Annotated in this window: 13 protein-coding genes; 4 read left to right on the forward strand and 9 right to left on the reverse strand. The window is 57.8% G+C overall.

From position 1 onward, the window contains the following. Nucleotides 1–135 precede the first annotated feature (135 nt). Together ACR0I1_RS04690 and ACR0I1_RS04695 are read left to right on the forward strand one after the other, a co-directional pair. Nucleotides 136–1,359 (forward strand): efflux RND transporter periplasmic adaptor subunit, encoded by a 1,224-nt coding sequence (locus tag ACR0I1_RS04690; protein WP_170403249.1) that lies wholly within the window; start codon nucleotides 136–138, stop codon nucleotides 1,357–1,359. Beyond that, on the forward strand, nucleotides 1,356–5,171 hold the full coding sequence (locus ACR0I1_RS04695; RefSeq protein ID WP_480705187.1) for an efflux RND transporter permease subunit: 3,816 nt from the start codon (nucleotides 1,356–1,358) through the stop codon (nucleotides 5,169–5,171). The genes ACR0I1_RS04690 and ACR0I1_RS04695 overlap by 4 nt, the downstream gene beginning before the upstream one ends. 46 nt (nucleotides 5,172–5,217) lie before the next feature. On the opposite strand, the gene ACR0I1_RS04700 is transcribed toward ACR0I1_RS04695, so the two are convergent. The 3 genes from ACR0I1_RS04700 to ACR0I1_RS04710 all read right to left on the reverse strand — a co-directional run bounded on the left by ACR0I1_RS04700 (nucleotide 5,218) and on the right by ACR0I1_RS04710 (nucleotide 8,889). Continuing rightward, nucleotides 5,218–5,541, reverse strand: coding sequence for a hypothetical protein (locus ACR0I1_RS04700; protein ID WP_480705189.1), 324 nt, complete (start codon nucleotides 5,539–5,541; stop codon nucleotides 5,218–5,220). Nucleotides 5,542–5,677: 136 nt separating this feature from the next. Continuing rightward, nucleotides 5,678–7,489 carry an ABCB family ABC transporter ATP-binding protein/permease gene (locus ACR0I1_RS04705; protein WP_480705191.1) on the reverse strand — a complete coding sequence of 604 codons (1,812 nt, stop codon included), beginning with the start codon at nucleotides 7,487–7,489 and terminating at the stop codon, nucleotides 5,678–5,680. 59 nt (nucleotides 7,490–7,548) lie between these two features. Beyond that, nucleotides 7,549–8,889, reverse strand: a complete 1,341-nt coding sequence (locus tag ACR0I1_RS04710; RefSeq protein WP_480705193.1) for a LysM peptidoglycan-binding domain-containing protein — start codon at nucleotides 8,887–8,889, stop codon at nucleotides 7,549–7,551. A 126-nt stretch (nucleotides 8,890–9,015) separates the two neighbouring features. Between ACR0I1_RS04710 and ACR0I1_RS04715 the strand changes: the two genes are divergently transcribed. Next, nucleotides 9,016–9,567, forward strand: a complete 552-nt coding sequence (locus tag ACR0I1_RS04715; RefSeq protein ID WP_480705195.1) for an LOG family protein — start codon at nucleotides 9,016–9,018, stop codon at nucleotides 9,565–9,567. Nucleotides 9,568–9,614: 47 nt separating this feature from the next. Here the strand turns inward: ACR0I1_RS04715 and ACR0I1_RS04720 are convergent, their stop codons facing one another. Beyond that, the gene (locus tag ACR0I1_RS04720; protein ID WP_170396355.1) at nucleotides 9,615–10,067 is read right to left on the reverse strand and encodes a baeRF12 domain-containing protein; all 453 of its coding nucleotides are present in this window, start codon (nucleotides 10,065–10,067) and stop codon (nucleotides 9,615–9,617) included. Nucleotides 10,068–10,351: 284 nt separating this feature from the next. Then, on the reverse strand, nucleotides 10,352–10,951 hold the full coding sequence (locus ACR0I1_RS04725; protein WP_113789565.1) for a superoxide dismutase: 600 nt from the start codon (nucleotides 10,949–10,951) through the stop codon (nucleotides 10,352–10,354). A 101-nt stretch (nucleotides 10,952–11,052) separates the two neighbouring features. Here ACR0I1_RS04725 and ACR0I1_RS04730 point away from each other — a divergent pair, with 101 nt between their 5' ends. Beyond that, nucleotides 11,053–11,820, forward strand: a complete 768-nt coding sequence (locus ACR0I1_RS04730) for an FkbM family methyltransferase (RefSeq protein ID WP_480705198.1) — start codon at nucleotides 11,053–11,055, stop codon at nucleotides 11,818–11,820. Nucleotides 11,821–11,929: 109 nt separating this feature from the next. On the opposite strand, the gene ACR0I1_RS04735 is transcribed toward ACR0I1_RS04730, so the two are convergent. The 4 genes from ACR0I1_RS04735 to ACR0I1_RS04750 form a co-directional block, all read right to left on the reverse strand. Beyond that, nucleotides 11,930–12,496 carry a sarcosine oxidase subunit gamma gene (locus ACR0I1_RS04735; protein WP_480705200.1) on the reverse strand — a complete coding sequence of 189 codons (567 nt, stop codon included), beginning with the start codon at nucleotides 12,494–12,496 and terminating at the stop codon, nucleotides 11,930–11,932. After that, complete coding sequence (locus ACR0I1_RS04740; RefSeq protein ID WP_170612431.1) at nucleotides 12,489–15,503, reverse strand: sarcosine oxidase subunit alpha family protein; 3,015 nt, start codon at nucleotides 15,501–15,503, stop codon at nucleotides 12,489–12,491. The genes ACR0I1_RS04735 and ACR0I1_RS04740 overlap by 8 nt, the downstream gene beginning before the upstream one ends. A gap of 43 nt (nucleotides 15,504–15,546) precedes the next feature. Beyond that, nucleotides 15,547–15,876 (reverse strand): sarcosine oxidase subunit delta, encoded by a 330-nt coding sequence (locus ACR0I1_RS04745; protein ID WP_170396347.1) that lies wholly within the window; start codon nucleotides 15,874–15,876, stop codon nucleotides 15,547–15,549. Between the two features lie 88 nt (nucleotides 15,877–15,964). Next, a complete protein-coding gene (locus tag ACR0I1_RS04750; RefSeq protein WP_170396345.1) occupies nucleotides 15,965–17,209 on the reverse strand; it encodes a sarcosine oxidase subunit beta family protein in 1,245 nt (414 codons plus the stop codon). Nucleotides 17,210–17,360 lie beyond the last annotated feature (151 nt).

A 17,360-nucleotide genomic window follows, 5' to 3' on the forward strand; every position in this document is an offset into this window, starting at 1 on the left:
CACCATGTGGGTGACCCTTGCGTAAAAAACTAAACCGAACTATTCAGTTCAGTATGGAAAAGACATGGCCACAGCCCCATTTTAAGGGATAGCGGCTAAAGCCGACCGCGCGAACAGATCTGGAGATTCTACCGCATGCGATTGATTTCATTCGTTAACGCCATTTTGGTTATTGTTGCGTTGTATTTTCTTGTTTTCGAGCGCGACGCGCTGTTTGCGTTTGCAGGTCGCGGAGACGAGCCATCCGAGACCGCGACCGAGGCCTCGGAATCGGTGCAATCACCGGACTCGATCGGCGTTGTCGTGCTGCGCTCGACTGCGCGCGAGATCGGCAGCGCCGTTCAATTACGGGGTCAGACCAAGGCAAACCGCCAGGTCGAGGTCCTTGCCGAAACCATTTCGACAGTCCTGTCCGAGCCCAAGCGCAAAGGAGCTTTTGTCGAAGCAGGAGATCTGCTGTGCGAGCTTGACCCCGGAACCCGGCCCGCGAGCCTGGCCGAAGCCATGGCAGCCAAGCTTGAGGCCGAAAGCCGCGTTCCCGAGGCCGAAGCGCGCCTGGAAGAAGCTCACGCCCGTTTGGCTGAAGCCGAAATCAATCTGAAAGCAGCCCGCAAGCTGTCGGAAACCGGGTTTGGATCAGAAACGCGCCGTATCTCAAGCGAAGCCGAAATGAGCACTGCCGAGGCCGGAATCAAATCCGCCGAGGCCGGTCTGGAAGCTACGCAAGCCGGGATTGAAGCCGCCACCGCAGCAGTAGCAGCCGCCCAGCGCGAGATTGATCGCCTGACCATCAGCGCACCGTTCAAGGGTCTGCTTGAAAGTGATACTGCGGAATTGGGCAGCCTGATGCAGCCCGGCTCGCTCTGCGCAACCGTCATCCAGCTCGACCCGATCAAGCTGGTGGGTTTTGTGCCTGAATCAGAAGTGAATCGGATCATTGTCGGATCGATGGCAACTGCGCAGTTGGTTACGGGTCTGCAGGTCGAGGGGCGCGTGACCTTCCTCAGCCGTTCGGCCGATGAAACCACGCGGACATTCGAGGTCGAGATCACAGTGCCAAACCCGGAACTGCTGATCCGTGACGGCCAAACCGCCAACATTCAGATCGCGGCCGAAGGGGTCAAGGCACATCTGCTGCCCCAATCCGCACTGACCTTGAACAATGAAGGTGAGCTTGGTGTTCGCACCGTGGTAGCCGACAATGTCGTTGATTTTGTTCCGATCCGCCTTCTGCGTGACACCGCTGATGGTGTATGGGTTGGTGGCCTGCCGGAAACTGCTGATATCATCGTGATCGGGCAGGAATTCGTCACACGTGGTGTGACGGTCGCGCCGACATACAGGGAAGTATCGCAATGACGGGTATCGTCAGTTGGGCCGCAAGCCGTGCCAGAATGGTGCTGGCTTTCATCGCGATTTCGCTGGTTATCGGCGGGTATGCTTATGTCGGGCTCCCAAAAGAGGGTGAACCCGACATCGATATCCCGATGCTCTTCGTGTCGGTGCAGTTTCCAGGGATTTCAGCCGAGGACAGCGAAAGCCTGCTGATCAGGCCGATGGAAACCGAGATGGCCGATCTCGACGGGTTGGACACGATGACGGCCACCGCCGCCGAGGGCTACGCAGGTATTCTGCTGGAGTTCGAGTTCGGTTGGGACAAATCCGCCACCATCGCGGATGTTCGCGATGCCATGAACACCGCGCAAGCTGATTTCCCTGATGGGGCTGAGCAATACACGATTACCGAGGTCAACTTCTCTGAGTTTCCCATCGTCATCGTTAACCTGACCGGCCCGGTACCAGAGCGTACAATGGCGCGCGTTGCCAAAGATCTGCAGGACGAACTTGAGGCGTTGGACGCAGTGCTGGAAGCTGGCATTGCCGGAAACCGCGATGAAATGCTTGAGGTCGTGATCGACCCGCTGCGGCTTGAGGCCTACAACGTCACGGCCGCCGAACTGATCAACGTTGTGCAAAACAACAACCAACTGATCGCTGCAGGTGAGGTCGAGACCGAACAGGGCACGTTCTCGGTCAAGATCCCGTCGTCATTTAAGACTGCTCAGGACGTCTATGGCCTGCCCGTAAAGGTCAACGGAGACCGCGTAGTCACCTTAGGCGAACTGGCCGAAATCAACTATACGTTTGAAGACCGCGCGGGCACGGCCCGGTTCAACGGCGAACCCACCGTCGCGCTGCAGGTGGTCAAGCGCAAAGGCTTCAATCTGATCGACACCGTTGCGCTGATCAAAGCCACTGTCGCCGAAGAACAGATCAAGTGGCCAGCCGAGCTGCAGGCCGCTGTTGATGTGGGCACCTCGAACGACCAAAGCCGCATCGTCGATTCAATGGTGCGCCAGCTTGAAGGATCGGTTCTGACCGCCGTCGCGCTCGTGATGATCGTGGTGCTGGCTTCGTTGGGAACACGCGCCGCGTTGTTGGTGGGTTTTGCCATTCCAACCTCGTTTCTGTTGTGCTTCGCCTTCCTCGCGATGATCGGGGTCACCATCTCGAATATGGTGATGTTTGGCCTGATCCTTGCCGTGGGCATGCTGGTCGATGGCGCCATCGTTGTTGTGGAATATGCCGACAAGCGCATTAAAGAAGGCGTTGGTCCGATGCACGCCTATGTCGAGGCGGCGCAACGGATGTTCTGGCCGATTGTTTCATCGACGGCCACTACACTGTGTGCATTTCTTCCGATGTTGTTCTGGCCCGGTATCCCCGGCGAGTTCATGAAGATGCTGCCCATCACGCTGATCTTCGTTCTGTCGGCCTCGCTGATTGTGGCACTGATCTACCTGCCGGTCGTGGGCGGTGTCTCGGGCCGTATGAGCCGCAGTTTCGAGCGCAGCTCGAACTGGCTGCGAGCCCGCACGCCTTGGTGGCTGCGAGTGCTTCTGGTACCGCCTTCACTATATATGATCTTCCTCGGCGCGATGCAGGTTTTGAACCCCAACTATCTGCTGCCCGGCGGTTCAATTGCTGGCGTGCTGCTGTTTCTGTTCGGCGCCTTTGCTGGGTCGGTCACGCTGAGTGCTGCCAAGATCGAACGCGCCCCGGATGAACATGTTCATACCGCTAAAGAGCACACGCCCTTCGGTTATGTGATCAAGTTCTTGGTCGGCAATCCGGTCATGCCGGTGGTGTCCATCGCAGTCGTCTTTGCGGCGGTGTTCTGGGTCGCATTCATCATATTCCCGCAAAACTCTCGCGGTGTTGAATTCTTCGTGGAAAGCGAACCGGAACAGGCCACGGCCTATGTCCGGGCACGCGGCAACCTGTCTCTGGCTGAAAAGGACGAAATGGTTCTTGAGGCCGAGCGCGTGATCAGCGAACACCCGGCGGTGATCAACGTATTTGCCTTTGCGGGCGAAGGCGGGCTCAATCAGAACAATGGCGGTGCAGAAGCCCCCGCCGACACAATTGGTCGCGTCCAGTTCGAGCTCATTCCTTGGGAAGATCGCCCAATCAGCTCTGAACAGATTACCGGTTGGTTCTGGGGACCGATTGCAGGTCTACTTGGCTTTGCAAAGGAAGAAGTCGCGGCGGAATATGACGGCAATTTTGTTCTGGACGAACTAACCGCAGAGCTGGCAACCCTTCCTGGCTTTATCGTTGATCTTCAGGCGCTGGAACAAGGTCCCGCTTCCGCCAAGCCCGTTCATCTGCGCATAAAAGGCGATAGCTGGGAGGATCTGACGGCCGCGACCGTCACAGCACGAGAAGCCTTTGACACCACACCCGGCTTGATCAAGATCGAGGACACCCTGCCCCTGCCCGGCATCGACTGGCAGATCGACGTGGACGTGGCCAAGGCGGGTCGATTCGGCGCGGACGTCGCAACCGTTGGCGCGATGGTACAGCTTGTGACGCGTGGCATCTTGCTGGGTGAAATGCGACCGGATTCAACCGATGAAGAGGTAGAAATCCGCGTCCGCCTACCTGATCAGGATCGCGTCCTGTCAACGCTGGATACGCTGAAAGTTCGCACACCGGACGGGTTGGTCCCCCTGTCGAACTTCGTCACCCGCAAACCCGTGGCTAAGCTCGCCGAGATCAATCGCGCGGATCAACAGCGCTACTATGACGTTAAAGCGGATGTCGAGCCTGGGCTGAGCAAGATCGTGACCACCGGTCCTGACGGTGCAGAGCTGCGTTTGGCAACCGTGCGCGCGATTGGTGAAGGTGCCACACCAACTGGCAGCACGATTACCAGCGCGGACGGGGCAGAGTTCGAACTCGTTCAACTAACGGGTGCCGAGAACGTGGGTGAAGTGCGGTCCGCCATCGAAAGCGGTGACGCTCGGTTTGCCCTGATCAATCCGAACGAACGAATTGCCGTGCTGACCGAGTGGCTGGAAACCGATCCTTTTGGTCGCACCATCACTTGGGAATGGACCGGCGATCAGGAGGATCAGGCTGAAAGCCAGGCGTTCCTGTCCAGCGCATTCCTGGCAGCACTGGGTCTGATGTTTGTGATCCTGCTGGCGCAGTTCAACTCGTTCTACAATTCGGTGCTGGTGCTGCTGGCCGTGGTTCTGTCTACGACCGGCGTGTTGCTGGGCATGATGGTAATGCAACAACCGTTCTCAATCATCATGACCGGGACCGGGATCGTGGCGTTGGCCGGTATCGTGGTGAACAACAACATTGTTCTGATCGACACCTATCAGGAATATAGCGGCTACATGTCTCGCATTGATGCAATTGTCCGCACGGCTGAGGCGCGCATCCGTCCGGTTCTGCTGACTACGCTGACAACAATGGCGGGTCTGACCCCGATGATGTTCGGCCTGTCGCTGGATTTCATCGGCGGAGGGTATTCGATCGACAGCCCCACGGCACTGTGGTGGAAACAGCTGGCCACGGCGGTGGTCTTTGGCTTGGGTACCGCCACGGTGTTGACGCTGATCGTCACGCCTTCATTCCTGGCGCTACGGGTGTGGGTCACAACTTACGCGGTATGGCTGGGTAAGGCGCTGGCACGCGCCACGGCGGGCCGATCCAGCCAAATCGCGCAGGACATGGCAATCGGCCAAAGCGCGAGAGATGTGCAAGCAGCCGAAATGATCTGGACCGATGAACAGGACAAAGCTGCCCCTGATCAGAGCGCTCAGGACGACCGCCCTGATCATCCTCCAACAACACCGTTGAAGGCGGCGGAATAAAAAAAGGCGAGCCTTCGGGCTCGCCTTTTCGTTTCTGGCATGGCCGTTACTCGACGAACGCGTATTCGCCCAGATCGCACAGGTTCAGACCATAATCTTCAATCGATTCTCCGTCGCTGAAAATACCACGGATGTCATAGACACAGGTGGTCAGCCCGTCCGCAATAAGGACGTCTACTTCGTAATCCGCGCCCAGATAACCACTCTCAAGCAGGTTGCCTTCCCAGCTACCGGACGAGGCCGGAGACACGTTGAACTCAACCAGGTCATAGCTGGTTTCGTTGATAATCAAGAATTCCAGATCCTCGGCTGCCGCCGAAGTGGCCATCAACAGTGTTGCAGTCAACGCTGCTGCTGCTCGCATTTTCATGAAGTTTTTCCTTGTCTGTGTTTCGGTCTGCAAAGTGTCGCGGTGGCGGGTCCGCGTCAAACGGAAACCGTACCACAGCAGCCGATTTTCTTTTCAAACCGATTCGCACAAACATTGGCAGTCAAGGCTGTCGGGCCTAGGCCGCTTCGCTGTCGGCCTGTTGACGGTTCCATAGCTGGGCATATCGCCCTTCGCGGCTGAGCAGCTCATCATGCGTGCCCTGCTCAATGATCTCACCACGTTCCAGAACGACGATCCGATCGGCCTCGGCAATGGTGCTAAGGCGGTGTGCGATGGTGATCACCGTCCGCCCCTCACCCGCTCGGGCCAAAGCATCTTTGATGTCCTGCTCGGTATCCGTATCCAAGGCCGAGGTCGCCTCGTCCAACAACAGGATCGGCGGGTTTTTTAGCAAGGTTCGGGCGATGCCGACACGTTGCTTTTCACCGCCTGATAGTTTCAGGCCGCGTTCGCCGACCTTGGTATCGTACCCTTCTGGCAGGCTGACGATGAAATCATGAATCTGCGCGGATTTGGCGGCGGCCTCTACATCCTGCTGGGTCGCGCCTTCACGCCCATAAGCGATATTGTATCGGATCGTGTCATTGAACAGGACCGTATCCTGCGGAACGACGCCGATCGAGGCATGCAGGCTTGACTGGCTAACATCGCGCACATCCTGCCCGTCGATTTTCAGCGACCCGCCGGTGACATCGTAGAACCGAAACAGGAGCCGCCCGATTGTGGATTTCCCAGACCCGGTGGCGCCGACAATCGCAACGGTCTGACCGGCTGGTACGGCCAAGGAAACGCCCTTGAGGATTTCGCGATCAGGCTCGTATCCAAAGCGGACATCTTCAAGCGTGACCTCCCCACCATTTACCTTCAGGTTCGGGGCGCAGGGTTTGTCCATCACTTCTGCTGGCTGTTCCAACAGATCAAACATCTGCCCCATATCCACCAGTGACTGACGAATTTCGCGGTACACCGTGCCAAGAAAATTCAGCGGTACGGTTATCTGGATCATATAAGCATTAACCATCACGAAATCGCCGACGGTCAGCGCGCCCTTCTGCACGCCCATTGCAGCCAGAACCATCACGCCAATCAGGCCGCATGTGATCAGGAACGACTGGCCAAAATTCAGGAATGCCAGCGAATAGGCCGTCTTCAGCGCGGCCTTGGCGTAACCTTTCATCGAAACATCATACCGTTCGGCTTCGCGGGTTTCGGCATTGAAATACTTGACTGTTTCGAAGTTCAGCAGGCTGTCGATGGCGCGCTGGTTGGCCTCGGTATCCTGATCGTTCATCTCGCGCCGCAGCTTCACGCGCCACTCGGTCACCGCAAAGGTGAACCATATATAAAGCGCAATCGTCACCGCAACGACGACCAGATACCAGACGTCGAATAACCATAGCAGGATGATCGACACCAGAAGCAATTCCAGGATCAGCGGCCCGATTGAAAACAGCAGAAACCGCAACAGAAACTCTACGCCTTTCACGCCCCGCTCGATTATCCGGCTGAGACCACCCGTGCGCCGGGTCACGTGATAGCGCATCGAGAGCTGGTGAATGTGCTGGAACGTCTCAAGCGCCAGCGCGCGCAGCGCGCGTTGCCCAACCGGCGCAAAGAACGCATCCCGCAATTGCTGGAAGCCAACAGTCATCATGCGGGCCACACCATAGGCAACGGTCAATCCGATTGCACCCAACGCAAGCGGCGGTACACCTTCGCCCGCCAAACCATCCACGGCACCTTTGTACAGGATGGGAGTATACACAGCGATCAACTTGGCCAGCACCAGCATCGCCATCGCCAAAATGACACGCCGTTTCACCCATGGCTCGTCCTCGGGCCAAAGATAGGGCGAAACCTTGCGGATGGTTCGCCAGCCCGAACGATGCTCGTCCGTGTCGGTTTTGATCGCGGATGGTTGTCTCATCACGTACCTTAACTGCGGTCAGAGAAAAGCCCTGGCCCGGGTTGGGCCAGTGGTCATGTTTATTCAGGAATGGTGAAAATCTGCCCTGGATAGATCAGGTCAGGATCACGGATCGAATCTTTGTTAGCCTCGAAAAGTTTGACATACAGCACACCGTCACCAAACCGGTCGCGCGAGATCGCCCAAAGCGTATCGCCTTTTTGAACCGTGACCGAGCGGATGGCCGGGGCATCGGTTGAATTCTCACCCGGTTCCGTGGCTTCGGTCGCGCGCAGGACCTCAACAGGTTCGCGTTTGAACGGTGTCTCAAGCCTGCTGACCACAGTGCCATCAGGGGCAACCTCATCCACCCTCAGAGTGTACACTCCGGGGTCAATGCCCTCGACCTCGCCGCGCCATTGCCCGTCAGTCGCTGGCGCAATGTCGGCCACAAGCTGGTTGTCCAGATACAAGCGTACGGCCGATCCATCCTGTGCCCGCCCGGTCAATTCCACATCACCCGCGTCCGAATAGCCAATCGTGTCCAGGGCAATCTGCTCTGGCGGCGTATCCTGAACAGTGGGTGCCTGCAAAAGTTCAACCCCTTCTTCGCCCGAGCGCAGGATCGCAACCTGCTGGTCAGGCGCGTCGCCTGATTCCGGCTGAGTTTCAGTCGCGGGCGCGGTCTCATTTACAGGTGGCGTAGCGGCACCTGCAACTTCTGGTTCATTCTCTTCGGTTTCAGCTTGGTTGGCTGCTTGCTGATCGCTTGATTCAGATTCGGTCGTCTGTGCCTCGGCAACCTCTTCGACCGGCTCATCGGCAGCGGGCTCTGACACGGTCGGCAGGACCGGTTCAGGCAGCGCCGCGATCAGATAATCATCTGAACGGCTGGTGTCTTCGCCTTTCCGGGTCTCAAGAACAAGCCCGCGAGCGTCGTCTGCAAACGGGATCGATACAAATTCGGCGAACTGGCCGCTGTCATCGACGGTAAAGCTGTGAACGGTCTCACCGTCCAGCAGAACACTGACCTCGGACCCCGGTTCGGCATTGCCGGACAGTACCGCGTTTCCATCGGACTCAACGAATATCTGATCCAGAACCGGCGCGGCCACAACCGGAACATCCGCTTCTTCGCTATCCGGAGTTTGATCGGAAATCTCGGGCGGTGTGTCTTCAGCAACAGATTCGCCGGCTTCCGCCGCCTGGCTTTCGGGCTGCGCCTCCGCTGGCTGGGTTTCCGGCTCGGCGACCTCCGCAATCGGCTCGGATGTTTCGGTCGCTTCCTGCTCAGCCTGCTGTTCCGGCCCGCCGAACAGACCGGACAGGTACAACCCGCCCGCAACGAGCACCACAACGATCCCGGCAACCAGCCCCCATATGAAGGTACCAGAACCTCCGCTTCCCGATTTGGCGTTCATTCTTTTCCTTTCACTCCGCCCAGGAAATGCTCAGTTTGGCGCGCATTTCATGGAGCGGTTGAGCCAACCTATCAATCCCGCTATCAGGGGTCAAAACCCCTAACACAAGAGCAGAAAGCCCTACCTATGTCCCAGAAATCCGTCTGTGTGTATTGCGGGTCACGCAATGGTATGAATCCTGCCTACTCCGCCGCTGCCCACAGCTTTGGAACTTTGTTGGCCAACGAAGGCTGGCGGCTGGTCTACGGGGCCGGAGATGTGGGTCTTATGGGCGAGGTCGCGCGTGCAGCGCAATCGTCCGGCGGCGATACATTTGGGGTGATCCCGGTGCACTTGCTTCAGCGCGAGGTCGGCAAGACCGACCTTACCCGGTTCATCGTGACCGAGACGATGCACGAGCGTAAAAAAGTGATGATCATGAACGCGGATGCCGTAGTTGTCCTGCCCGGCGGCCCCGGATCATTGGACGAACTTTTCGAAGCACTGACATGGCGGCAACTGGGGCTTCATGACAAACCCATTCTGGTGATGAATGTTGACGGGTACTGGGACACGCTGCACACGCTGCTGGATCAACTGATCGGTCAGGGGTTTGCAGATGGTTCTCTGGCAGAATTCATCACCTGGGTCGACACACCGGATGCGACCATGTCCGCGCTTCGCAAATTACTGAACTAAAAAACTGGCAATCGGGCGGCGCAAGCCGCCCGATTGTCGGCATTCGTTTAGGCAGGTTTTGCCAATCGGGTCTTCAGTATCCGTTCGACCTTGTGCAAAGGGTGGTTTGTGAGTGTTTTGTCAACCTCGGCCACCACCTTTGCCAACACTTCACTGTGCAGCCGACGGCGCAACAGGCCCAGAACATGCGGACTGGCAACCAACACCAATCGTTTATAGGCCCCTTTCAGCCCCTTGCGATTCAGAAGGTTCGCCACATCCTGAACGAACAGAGATTTTGCGTGGGACTTCCATGTCTCCTCTTCAACTGCAGATTTCTGGTTCGGTCCCGTATCGGGTCGCCGCCCTGCCCTGTCACTTGGCTTTGTCGGTGCTGCGTCCTGTTCTTCGACCGACACGACGACCAAGTTGGGGTCCTGTGCGTCCGTGATATTCTCCATCACCAGCGCTTTTTCCCCATCGGCGATGATAACCCATGTTCCCTGTTCAAGTGCAGCCATTCGTGATCTCCTGTATCGCTTAGGTTGGCCTTCGCCTGTCCCTTAGACACACCTGTTTAACGATGCGGCGTTGGTGTTTCGCTCGCATTTTGATAGGTTTATGGTTGATTGGCGGTACTCTCCCTCCGCCTACTTTACGTAGGTGCTGAAAGGCCGTGCACAATAGGTGGGATAATGAAAGTTGACGTACCGGCAGGTTTTTACCGGCCACCCATCAATTCATAACAAAAAGCCCGCCAGCATCACTGCCAGCGGGCCATTCATTAAGTTCTACCAAGTGGAAATCACATCCGCGAGGCAACGTTTTCCCAGTTCACCAGGTTGTCGAGGAAGTTCGACAGGTAGGCCGGACGCTTGTTGCGGAAATCGATGTAATACGAGTGCTCCCACACATCACAACCAAGCAGTGCGGTTTGACCGAAGCACAGCGGGTTCACGCCGTTTTCAGTTTTCGTCACTGCCAACGAACCGTCGGCATTCTTGACCAGCCACGCCCAGCCGGAACCAAACTGACCGGCACCGGCAGCGCTGAACTGCGACTTGAATTCGTCAACCGAACCAAAGCTCTCGGTCAGAGCCTTCTCCAGCTCACCGGGCATCGCGTTGCCACCGGGGCCCATCATCTCCCAGAACTGGTTGTGGTTCCACAGCTGGCTGATGTTGTTGAAGATACCGTTCTGCGCGACAGCATTTGCGTCGTATGTGCCAACGATGATCTCTTCCAGTGACTTGCCGTCCCACTCGGTGCCGGCGATCAGCTTGTTGCCGTTGTCGACATAGGCCTTGTGGTGCAGGTCATGGTGATATTCCAGCGTTTCCGCGGACATACCCTTGGCTGCCAGCGCGTCATGTGCATAAGGAAGATCAGGAAGTTCAAAAGCCATCTCGGCCCCCTGTTGAAAATGAATGTTGCGGTTCCAAAGGTTAAATGCTTTGACAGCCGCCGCAGGTCAAGGGCCGCAACACAAAAACCCGGAGGTCCGCGATGCTGACACAGGTGCGCAAAATGTTCTATCGCGCCCGCGGATACTATGCGGGCACCTTGAACGGTGAACCCTTTCGCCTGGACCCCTACCACTCGAAATTCTGGCGCAAGGTATCAGCCGGGGAGTGGGAACCTGAGACATTTTCGGTGCTGGACCACTATCTGTCGCCCGAAAAGGACTATCTTGATATCGGTGCATGGATCGGCCCCACGGTCCTCTATGCCGCGCGCCGCGCTCGCCATGTGTGGTGTTTTGAGCCTGACCCAGTGGCTTACCGCCATTTGGTCTGGAACCTAGAGCTGAACGACATCCGAAACGTATCAGCCTTCAGCATCGCCTTGTCAGATGGATTTGGAGTGACACGAATGGCTTCAGCGCACGGAGAGGCAGGCGATTCAACGTCATCATTGCTCCACGAAGGAAGCCATGGCACCGACGCACTTACCATCGGTTGGGATCAATTTTCTGAATCCGTCGACCTGACTGATGTCTCTTTGGTCAAAATGGATATCGAAGGCGCTGAATTTTCGGTCCTGCCTTCTATGCTGCCTTGGTTAGAAAAAGATAACCCTGCGCTGTTTCTCTCAACGCACGCACCTTATCTGAGCGCAGACAACCGCAGCGCGGCCATGAAAAAACTATCAGAAGACCTGGCTTTCTATAGCCATTGCCACGACCCACACACAGGCGAAACCGGCAAGTCAGCCCTCACGGGCAAGCGTGCACTCACTCAATTCCCGACATTCCTGTTCAGCGCGAACCCCTGACACCCGAACCAGAGATCCGGCCTTCATCTCGACAGAAATACCTTGGGAGTGAGGCCGCAGGCCGAGGGGGCAAAGCCCCCTCACCCACATATCATCAGGCGATCAGGGCTTAATAAACCCCGACCTCGCTGCCGGGCTGCGCCGCAACCTTCAGCAATTTGAACGCATAGTCCGCCGCAGAGCGGAAGCAGACGATGCGGAAAGTCTCAGCGTCGTCCATCCAGAAGGCACCTGCCACCTGCGCCAAACGCGAACGGCGGATCTGGCCGGGTTGGAATGCCTCGGCCGACAGCTCAACCGGAGCCAGCTTGCCCAATACCTCGCGCGCGTTCGCGCCCGAAACGCGGAATACGGCCCGCGCGTCGGAGAGGTTGACCGCCAGTGCGTGCGTACCACTTAGCGCGTTGGTCATCGCGGCCAGTTTGGCCTCGACCTCGGCATAAGGCACAAGCACCAGCAATTCGTCGGTGGACATCCAGCAAACACCGGTGTCGCCATTCACAAACGCTTCACGCTGACCGGGCACTTTCTGCCCGGTGGCGTCTTTGACAGCCTTAGCCAGTACCTTATCCGACAGATCACCGCGCAGTGTGATCATGCCCTGTAGGCCGCATTCCTCGATCTTGGCGATGCCATCATATGAGGCGTGGTTCAGTGCGCTGATGGGTTCAGACATTCTGCTTCTCCCCGTCCTTGTCATAGAAGATCGGGTCCACGATCTTGGCCTTGTAGGTTTTGCCGTCAGTGCCCGGGAACTCGACCACTTCGCCCATCCGGTCGGGGCCGTGTTTGATCAGGCCCATGGCGATGCCTTTGCCCAGATTGGCCGAGTAGTAGGTCGAAGTTACGCGACCGATCATGTTGCGCTGACCGTTCGCATTCACGCCCTCGCCCACCGCATAGGCACCGTCCGGCAGAACCGATCCATCCACAGTCTCAAGACCAACCAGTTTCCAGCGCTCAGGATCGGCCATATGGGTCCGCGAATGGGCGCGTTTTCCGAGGTAATCCTCTTTCTTTTTGGACAGCGCCCAGTGCAGCCCCAGATCCTGCGGGATCACGGTGCCGTCGGTCTCATCGCCGATCATGATAAAGCCTTTCTCGGCACGCAGAATATGCAGACATTCGGTGCCGTATGGCATCACTCCGAACTCCTGCCCTGCCTCGATCAGAGCGTCCCAGAACGCCTGACCTTGGCTTGCAGGGACCGCGATCTCATAGGACAGCTCACCCGAGAACGAGATACGGTAGGCCCGCGCGTCGAACGCGCCGATCTTGCCATCGCGCCATTCCATGAAGGGCAGCGCCTCTTTCGACAGATCCATGCCGCCCAGCTTCTCAAGTACCTTGCGGGCGTTCGGACCTACCACGGCGACCTGCGCATATTGCTCGGTGACGTTCGCGACGTAGACTTTCCAGTCCCACCATTCGGTCTGCAGCCATTCTTCCATGTGGCCATGGATACGCTCGGCCCCGCCGGTGGTGGTGTGGCACAGCCACGTGTCCTCATCGATGCGGGCAACAACGCCGTCGTCGATCAGGAAGCCATTCTCGGAACACATCAGGCCATAGCGGCATTTGCCGACCTTCAGCGTGGACATCATGTTGGTGTACATCATGTCCAGGAACTTGCCTGCGTCGGGACCTTTGACGATCAGCTTGCCGAGCGTCGAAGCGTCCAACAGCCCGAGGTTTTCGCGGGTGTTTTTAACCTCGCGATTCACCGCATCATGCACGGATTCTCCGGGTCGCACATAGGCATAGGTTCGACGCCAATGGCCGACCGGCTCCCAATCGGCCCCGTTCTTATCGTGCCAGTTATGCATCGGCGTTTGACGGATCGGCTGGAACACCTCACCACGCGCTTCACCACCAATCGAAGCCATCGAGATTGGAGTATATGGCGGGCGGAAGGTGGTGGTACCGACCTTCGGGATCTCCGAATCCAGCGCATCAGCAAGGATTGCCAGACCGTTGATATTACTCAACTTACCCTGATCCGTTGCCATGCCCAGCGTGGTGTAACGCTTGGTATGCTCGACACTTTCATAGCCCTCGCGCGCAGCCAGTTGCACGTCCGAGACCTTGACGTCGTTCTGGAAGTCCAGCCACGATTTCATGCGCAGATCAATCTCGGCATTAGAAGGCATGAGCCAGACAGCGGCCATTGGGGCCTCGGCCGTAGTCTCACCAACTGGCGCTTTGGTGCGCTTCGCGGAGAACCCGGCCGCCTTCGCTGCCGCTTTGCCGGCAGTATCTGCATCCTTCAGGACATCCCCCAGGGCCAGCGGGCCGTTCGAAGCCCCTGCCGCCAGAACAAAACCTTCACCGTCTGCCCCCAGCGGAGGACGTGAAGGATCGGGGCGGAAATGCGCGTTCGCCTCGTCCCAGATCAGCTTACCGCCGCAATGCGACCACATATGCACGACCGGAGACCAGCCACCTGACATGGCAATCGCATCGCATTCGACCTCTTCCCGGGCGCCTCCGATCCCCTCTTGATTGCAGATCGCAACTTTCTTGACCCGCTTGCCGCCTTTGACCTTTGCGATCGCCTTGCCCGGATCGACGCGGATACCCAGCTGACGCGCCTCTTCGGCCAGAGGTCCGGCGGTGTCGCGCGCATCAACCACGCGCAGGACATCGACACCGGCCTGTTTCAAGGTAATTGCAGTCCGGTAGGCGTCATCATTGTTGGTGGCGACAATCACACGCTCGCCCGGCGTCACGCCCCAGTTGACCACATAGTCGCGCATGGCAGAGGCCAGCATAACGCCAGGCACATCATTGCCTGCGAATGACAGCGGACGCTCGATGGCACCGGTCGCGGTCACGACCTGCTTCGCACGAATGCGCCACAGGCGGTGACGCGGCCCCTGAACACCCGGTTTGTGGTCTGTCAGACGCTCATAACCCAGTACATAACCATGGTCATAGACCCCCGCACCCATGCAGCGATTGCGCATGGTGACGTTGTCCATTGTTTCGATTTCGGAAACCAATTGTTCCACGAACTTATCCACAGGCTCACCATTGATGGTTCCGCCATCAACCGGAGCACGACCACCCCAGTGCGCAGTCTGCTCGATCAGCATCACCTTGGCACCGGTTTGGGCTGCCACCTTGGCGGCCTGCAAACCCGCGATACCACCACCAATCACCAAGACATCAGTGAAGGCGTAAAAATGCTCGTATGTGTCCGCGTCACGGTTGTCCTTGTCGGGCGCTTTGCCCAAACCCGCCGACTGGCGAATAAACGGCTCGTAAACATGTTTCCAGAACGGTTTCGGATGGATGAACATCTTGTAATAGAATCCGGCTGGCAGAAACCGCGACAGATGCGTATTGATCGCGCCGATGTCGAACTCGAGGTTCGGCCAGTGGTTCTGTGACGCGGATGTCAGACCATTGAACAGCTCTGTCGTGGTGGCGCGCTGGTTCGGCTCAAACCGGTTGCCCTCACCCAGACCGACCAGAGCGTTTGGCTCTTCCGCGCCACTGGCGACCACGCCGCGCGGGCGGTGATACTTGAACGACCGGCCCATCATCATCTGATCATTTGCCAGCAAGGCAGACGCGAGCGTATCGCCCTCGTAGCCCTGCATCGAGGTGCCGTTGAAGGTGAAGTTGACCTTTTTCGACCGATCAATCAAACGGCCATGTTTTGCGAGACGGGTGCTCATGATGCGGACCTTTCGCAGGCGGTATTTTGGATGGCTGTACGGATCATTTGTACTCTCTCCACGTCCAGCCGGGACGCTTGGCGGTGATGGCATCCTTGATCTCTTGCGGCGGCTCGGTTGTCTGCGCCGGATAGGTGCCAAAGACCTCAAGCGTGTTCGTACAGCGCGCGGCGTGGAACCACTTGCCGCACCCATTGGCATGGCGCCAGCGTTCGAAATGAACGCCCTTGGGGTTTTCGCGCATGAACAGGTAGTCGTGGAACTCATCATCTGACGAGCCCGGGCCATAACGCTTCAAATGCGCCTCGCCACCTGCAGCCAGTTCAGTTTCTTCGGCTTCGACGCCGCAATAGGGGCATTTCAAGATCAGCATGTGATCATCCTCTTGGCAGCAGGCGAGACGTATCTGCCTGCAGATTCTGCGTGACGGGCGTGCGAGATTTTTCGACGAAAAATCTTCATCAGTGCGCCACCCCGGCCGCGACGCTTTCGTCGATGAAGCGGCCTTCTTTGAAACGATCCAGCGAGAAGGCTTCGGTCAGTGGTGAATGCCCCGTGGCCATCAGCTGTGCCATGCCCCAGCCTGATCCCGGAATGGCCTTGAAGCCGCCGGTGCCCCAGCCTGCGTTGATAAAGCAGCCATTAAGCGGTGTTTTCGACAGGATGGGTGAACGGTCGCCGGTCATATCCACAATACCGCCCCACTGGCGCAGCATTTTCAGGCGCGAGATCATCGGGAAAGTTTCGACCAATGCGCGTACCGTTTCCTCGATATGGTGGAAGCTGCCGCGCTGGGTATAGTTGTTGAACCCGTCCGTGCCACCACCAATCACCATCTCGCCCTTGTCGGACTGAGACATGTAGCCGTGTACGGTGTTCGCCATCACAACGACATCCATGCAGGGTTTGATCGGCTCGGATACCAGCGCCTGCAGCGCGACGGCTTCCAGTGGCAGTCGGAAACCCGCCATCTCAGCCAACTGGCCGGAATGCCCCGCAACCACGATCCCCAGCTTGTCACAATCGATGGCCCCTTTTGTGGTATCGACCCCGACAACACGACCGTTTTCGGACCGGACGCCGGTGACTTCGCATCTCTGGATAATGTCCATACCCATGGCCGAGCATGCACGGGCATAGCCCCATGCCACCGCATCATGGCGCGCGGTCCCACCACGTTCCTGCCAAAGCCCGCCCAGAACCGGATAGCGCGGGCCTTCCAGATTAATGATCGGCACCAGCTCTTTCACGCGTTCGGGCCCAATCCATTCGGTCTGAACACCCTGCAGCGCATTCGCATGCGCAGTACGCTGATAGCCGCGAATCTCGTGCTGGGTCTGCGCCAGCATGATTACGCCACGCGGGCTGAACATGATGTTATAGTTCAGTTCCTGGCTCAGATCTTCGTAGAGACCGCGCGCCTTTTCGTAAATCGCCGCTGACGGATCCTGCAGATAGTTCGATCGGATGATGGTCGTGTTCCGACCGGTGTTGCCACCGCCCAACCAGCCTTTTTCTATTACGGCAACGTTCTGGATGCCGTAGTTCTTGCCAAGATAGTAGGCTGTTGCCAGGCCGTGACCGCCGGCCCCGACGATAATGACGTCATAGCGCTTCTTAGGCTCCGGCGAACGCCATGCGCGCTCCCATCCGGTGTGATAGCGCAGCGCTTCGCGCGCTACAGCAAAGGCTGAGTAGTGTTTCATGTGCGAATCCGTCCGGTCTTCGATGATTGGGCGCAGGTATGCCGTGCCCATACATTTTAACCCTGCCGCGCAACGCCGCAATAATGCACTATTGCGACATGAGCGCCCTTCGCGGCTATTTGTCCCTTTTTTCCATGCGCCGACAGGTCTA

This window comes from Ruegeria sp. B11, from assembly GCF_056539785.1.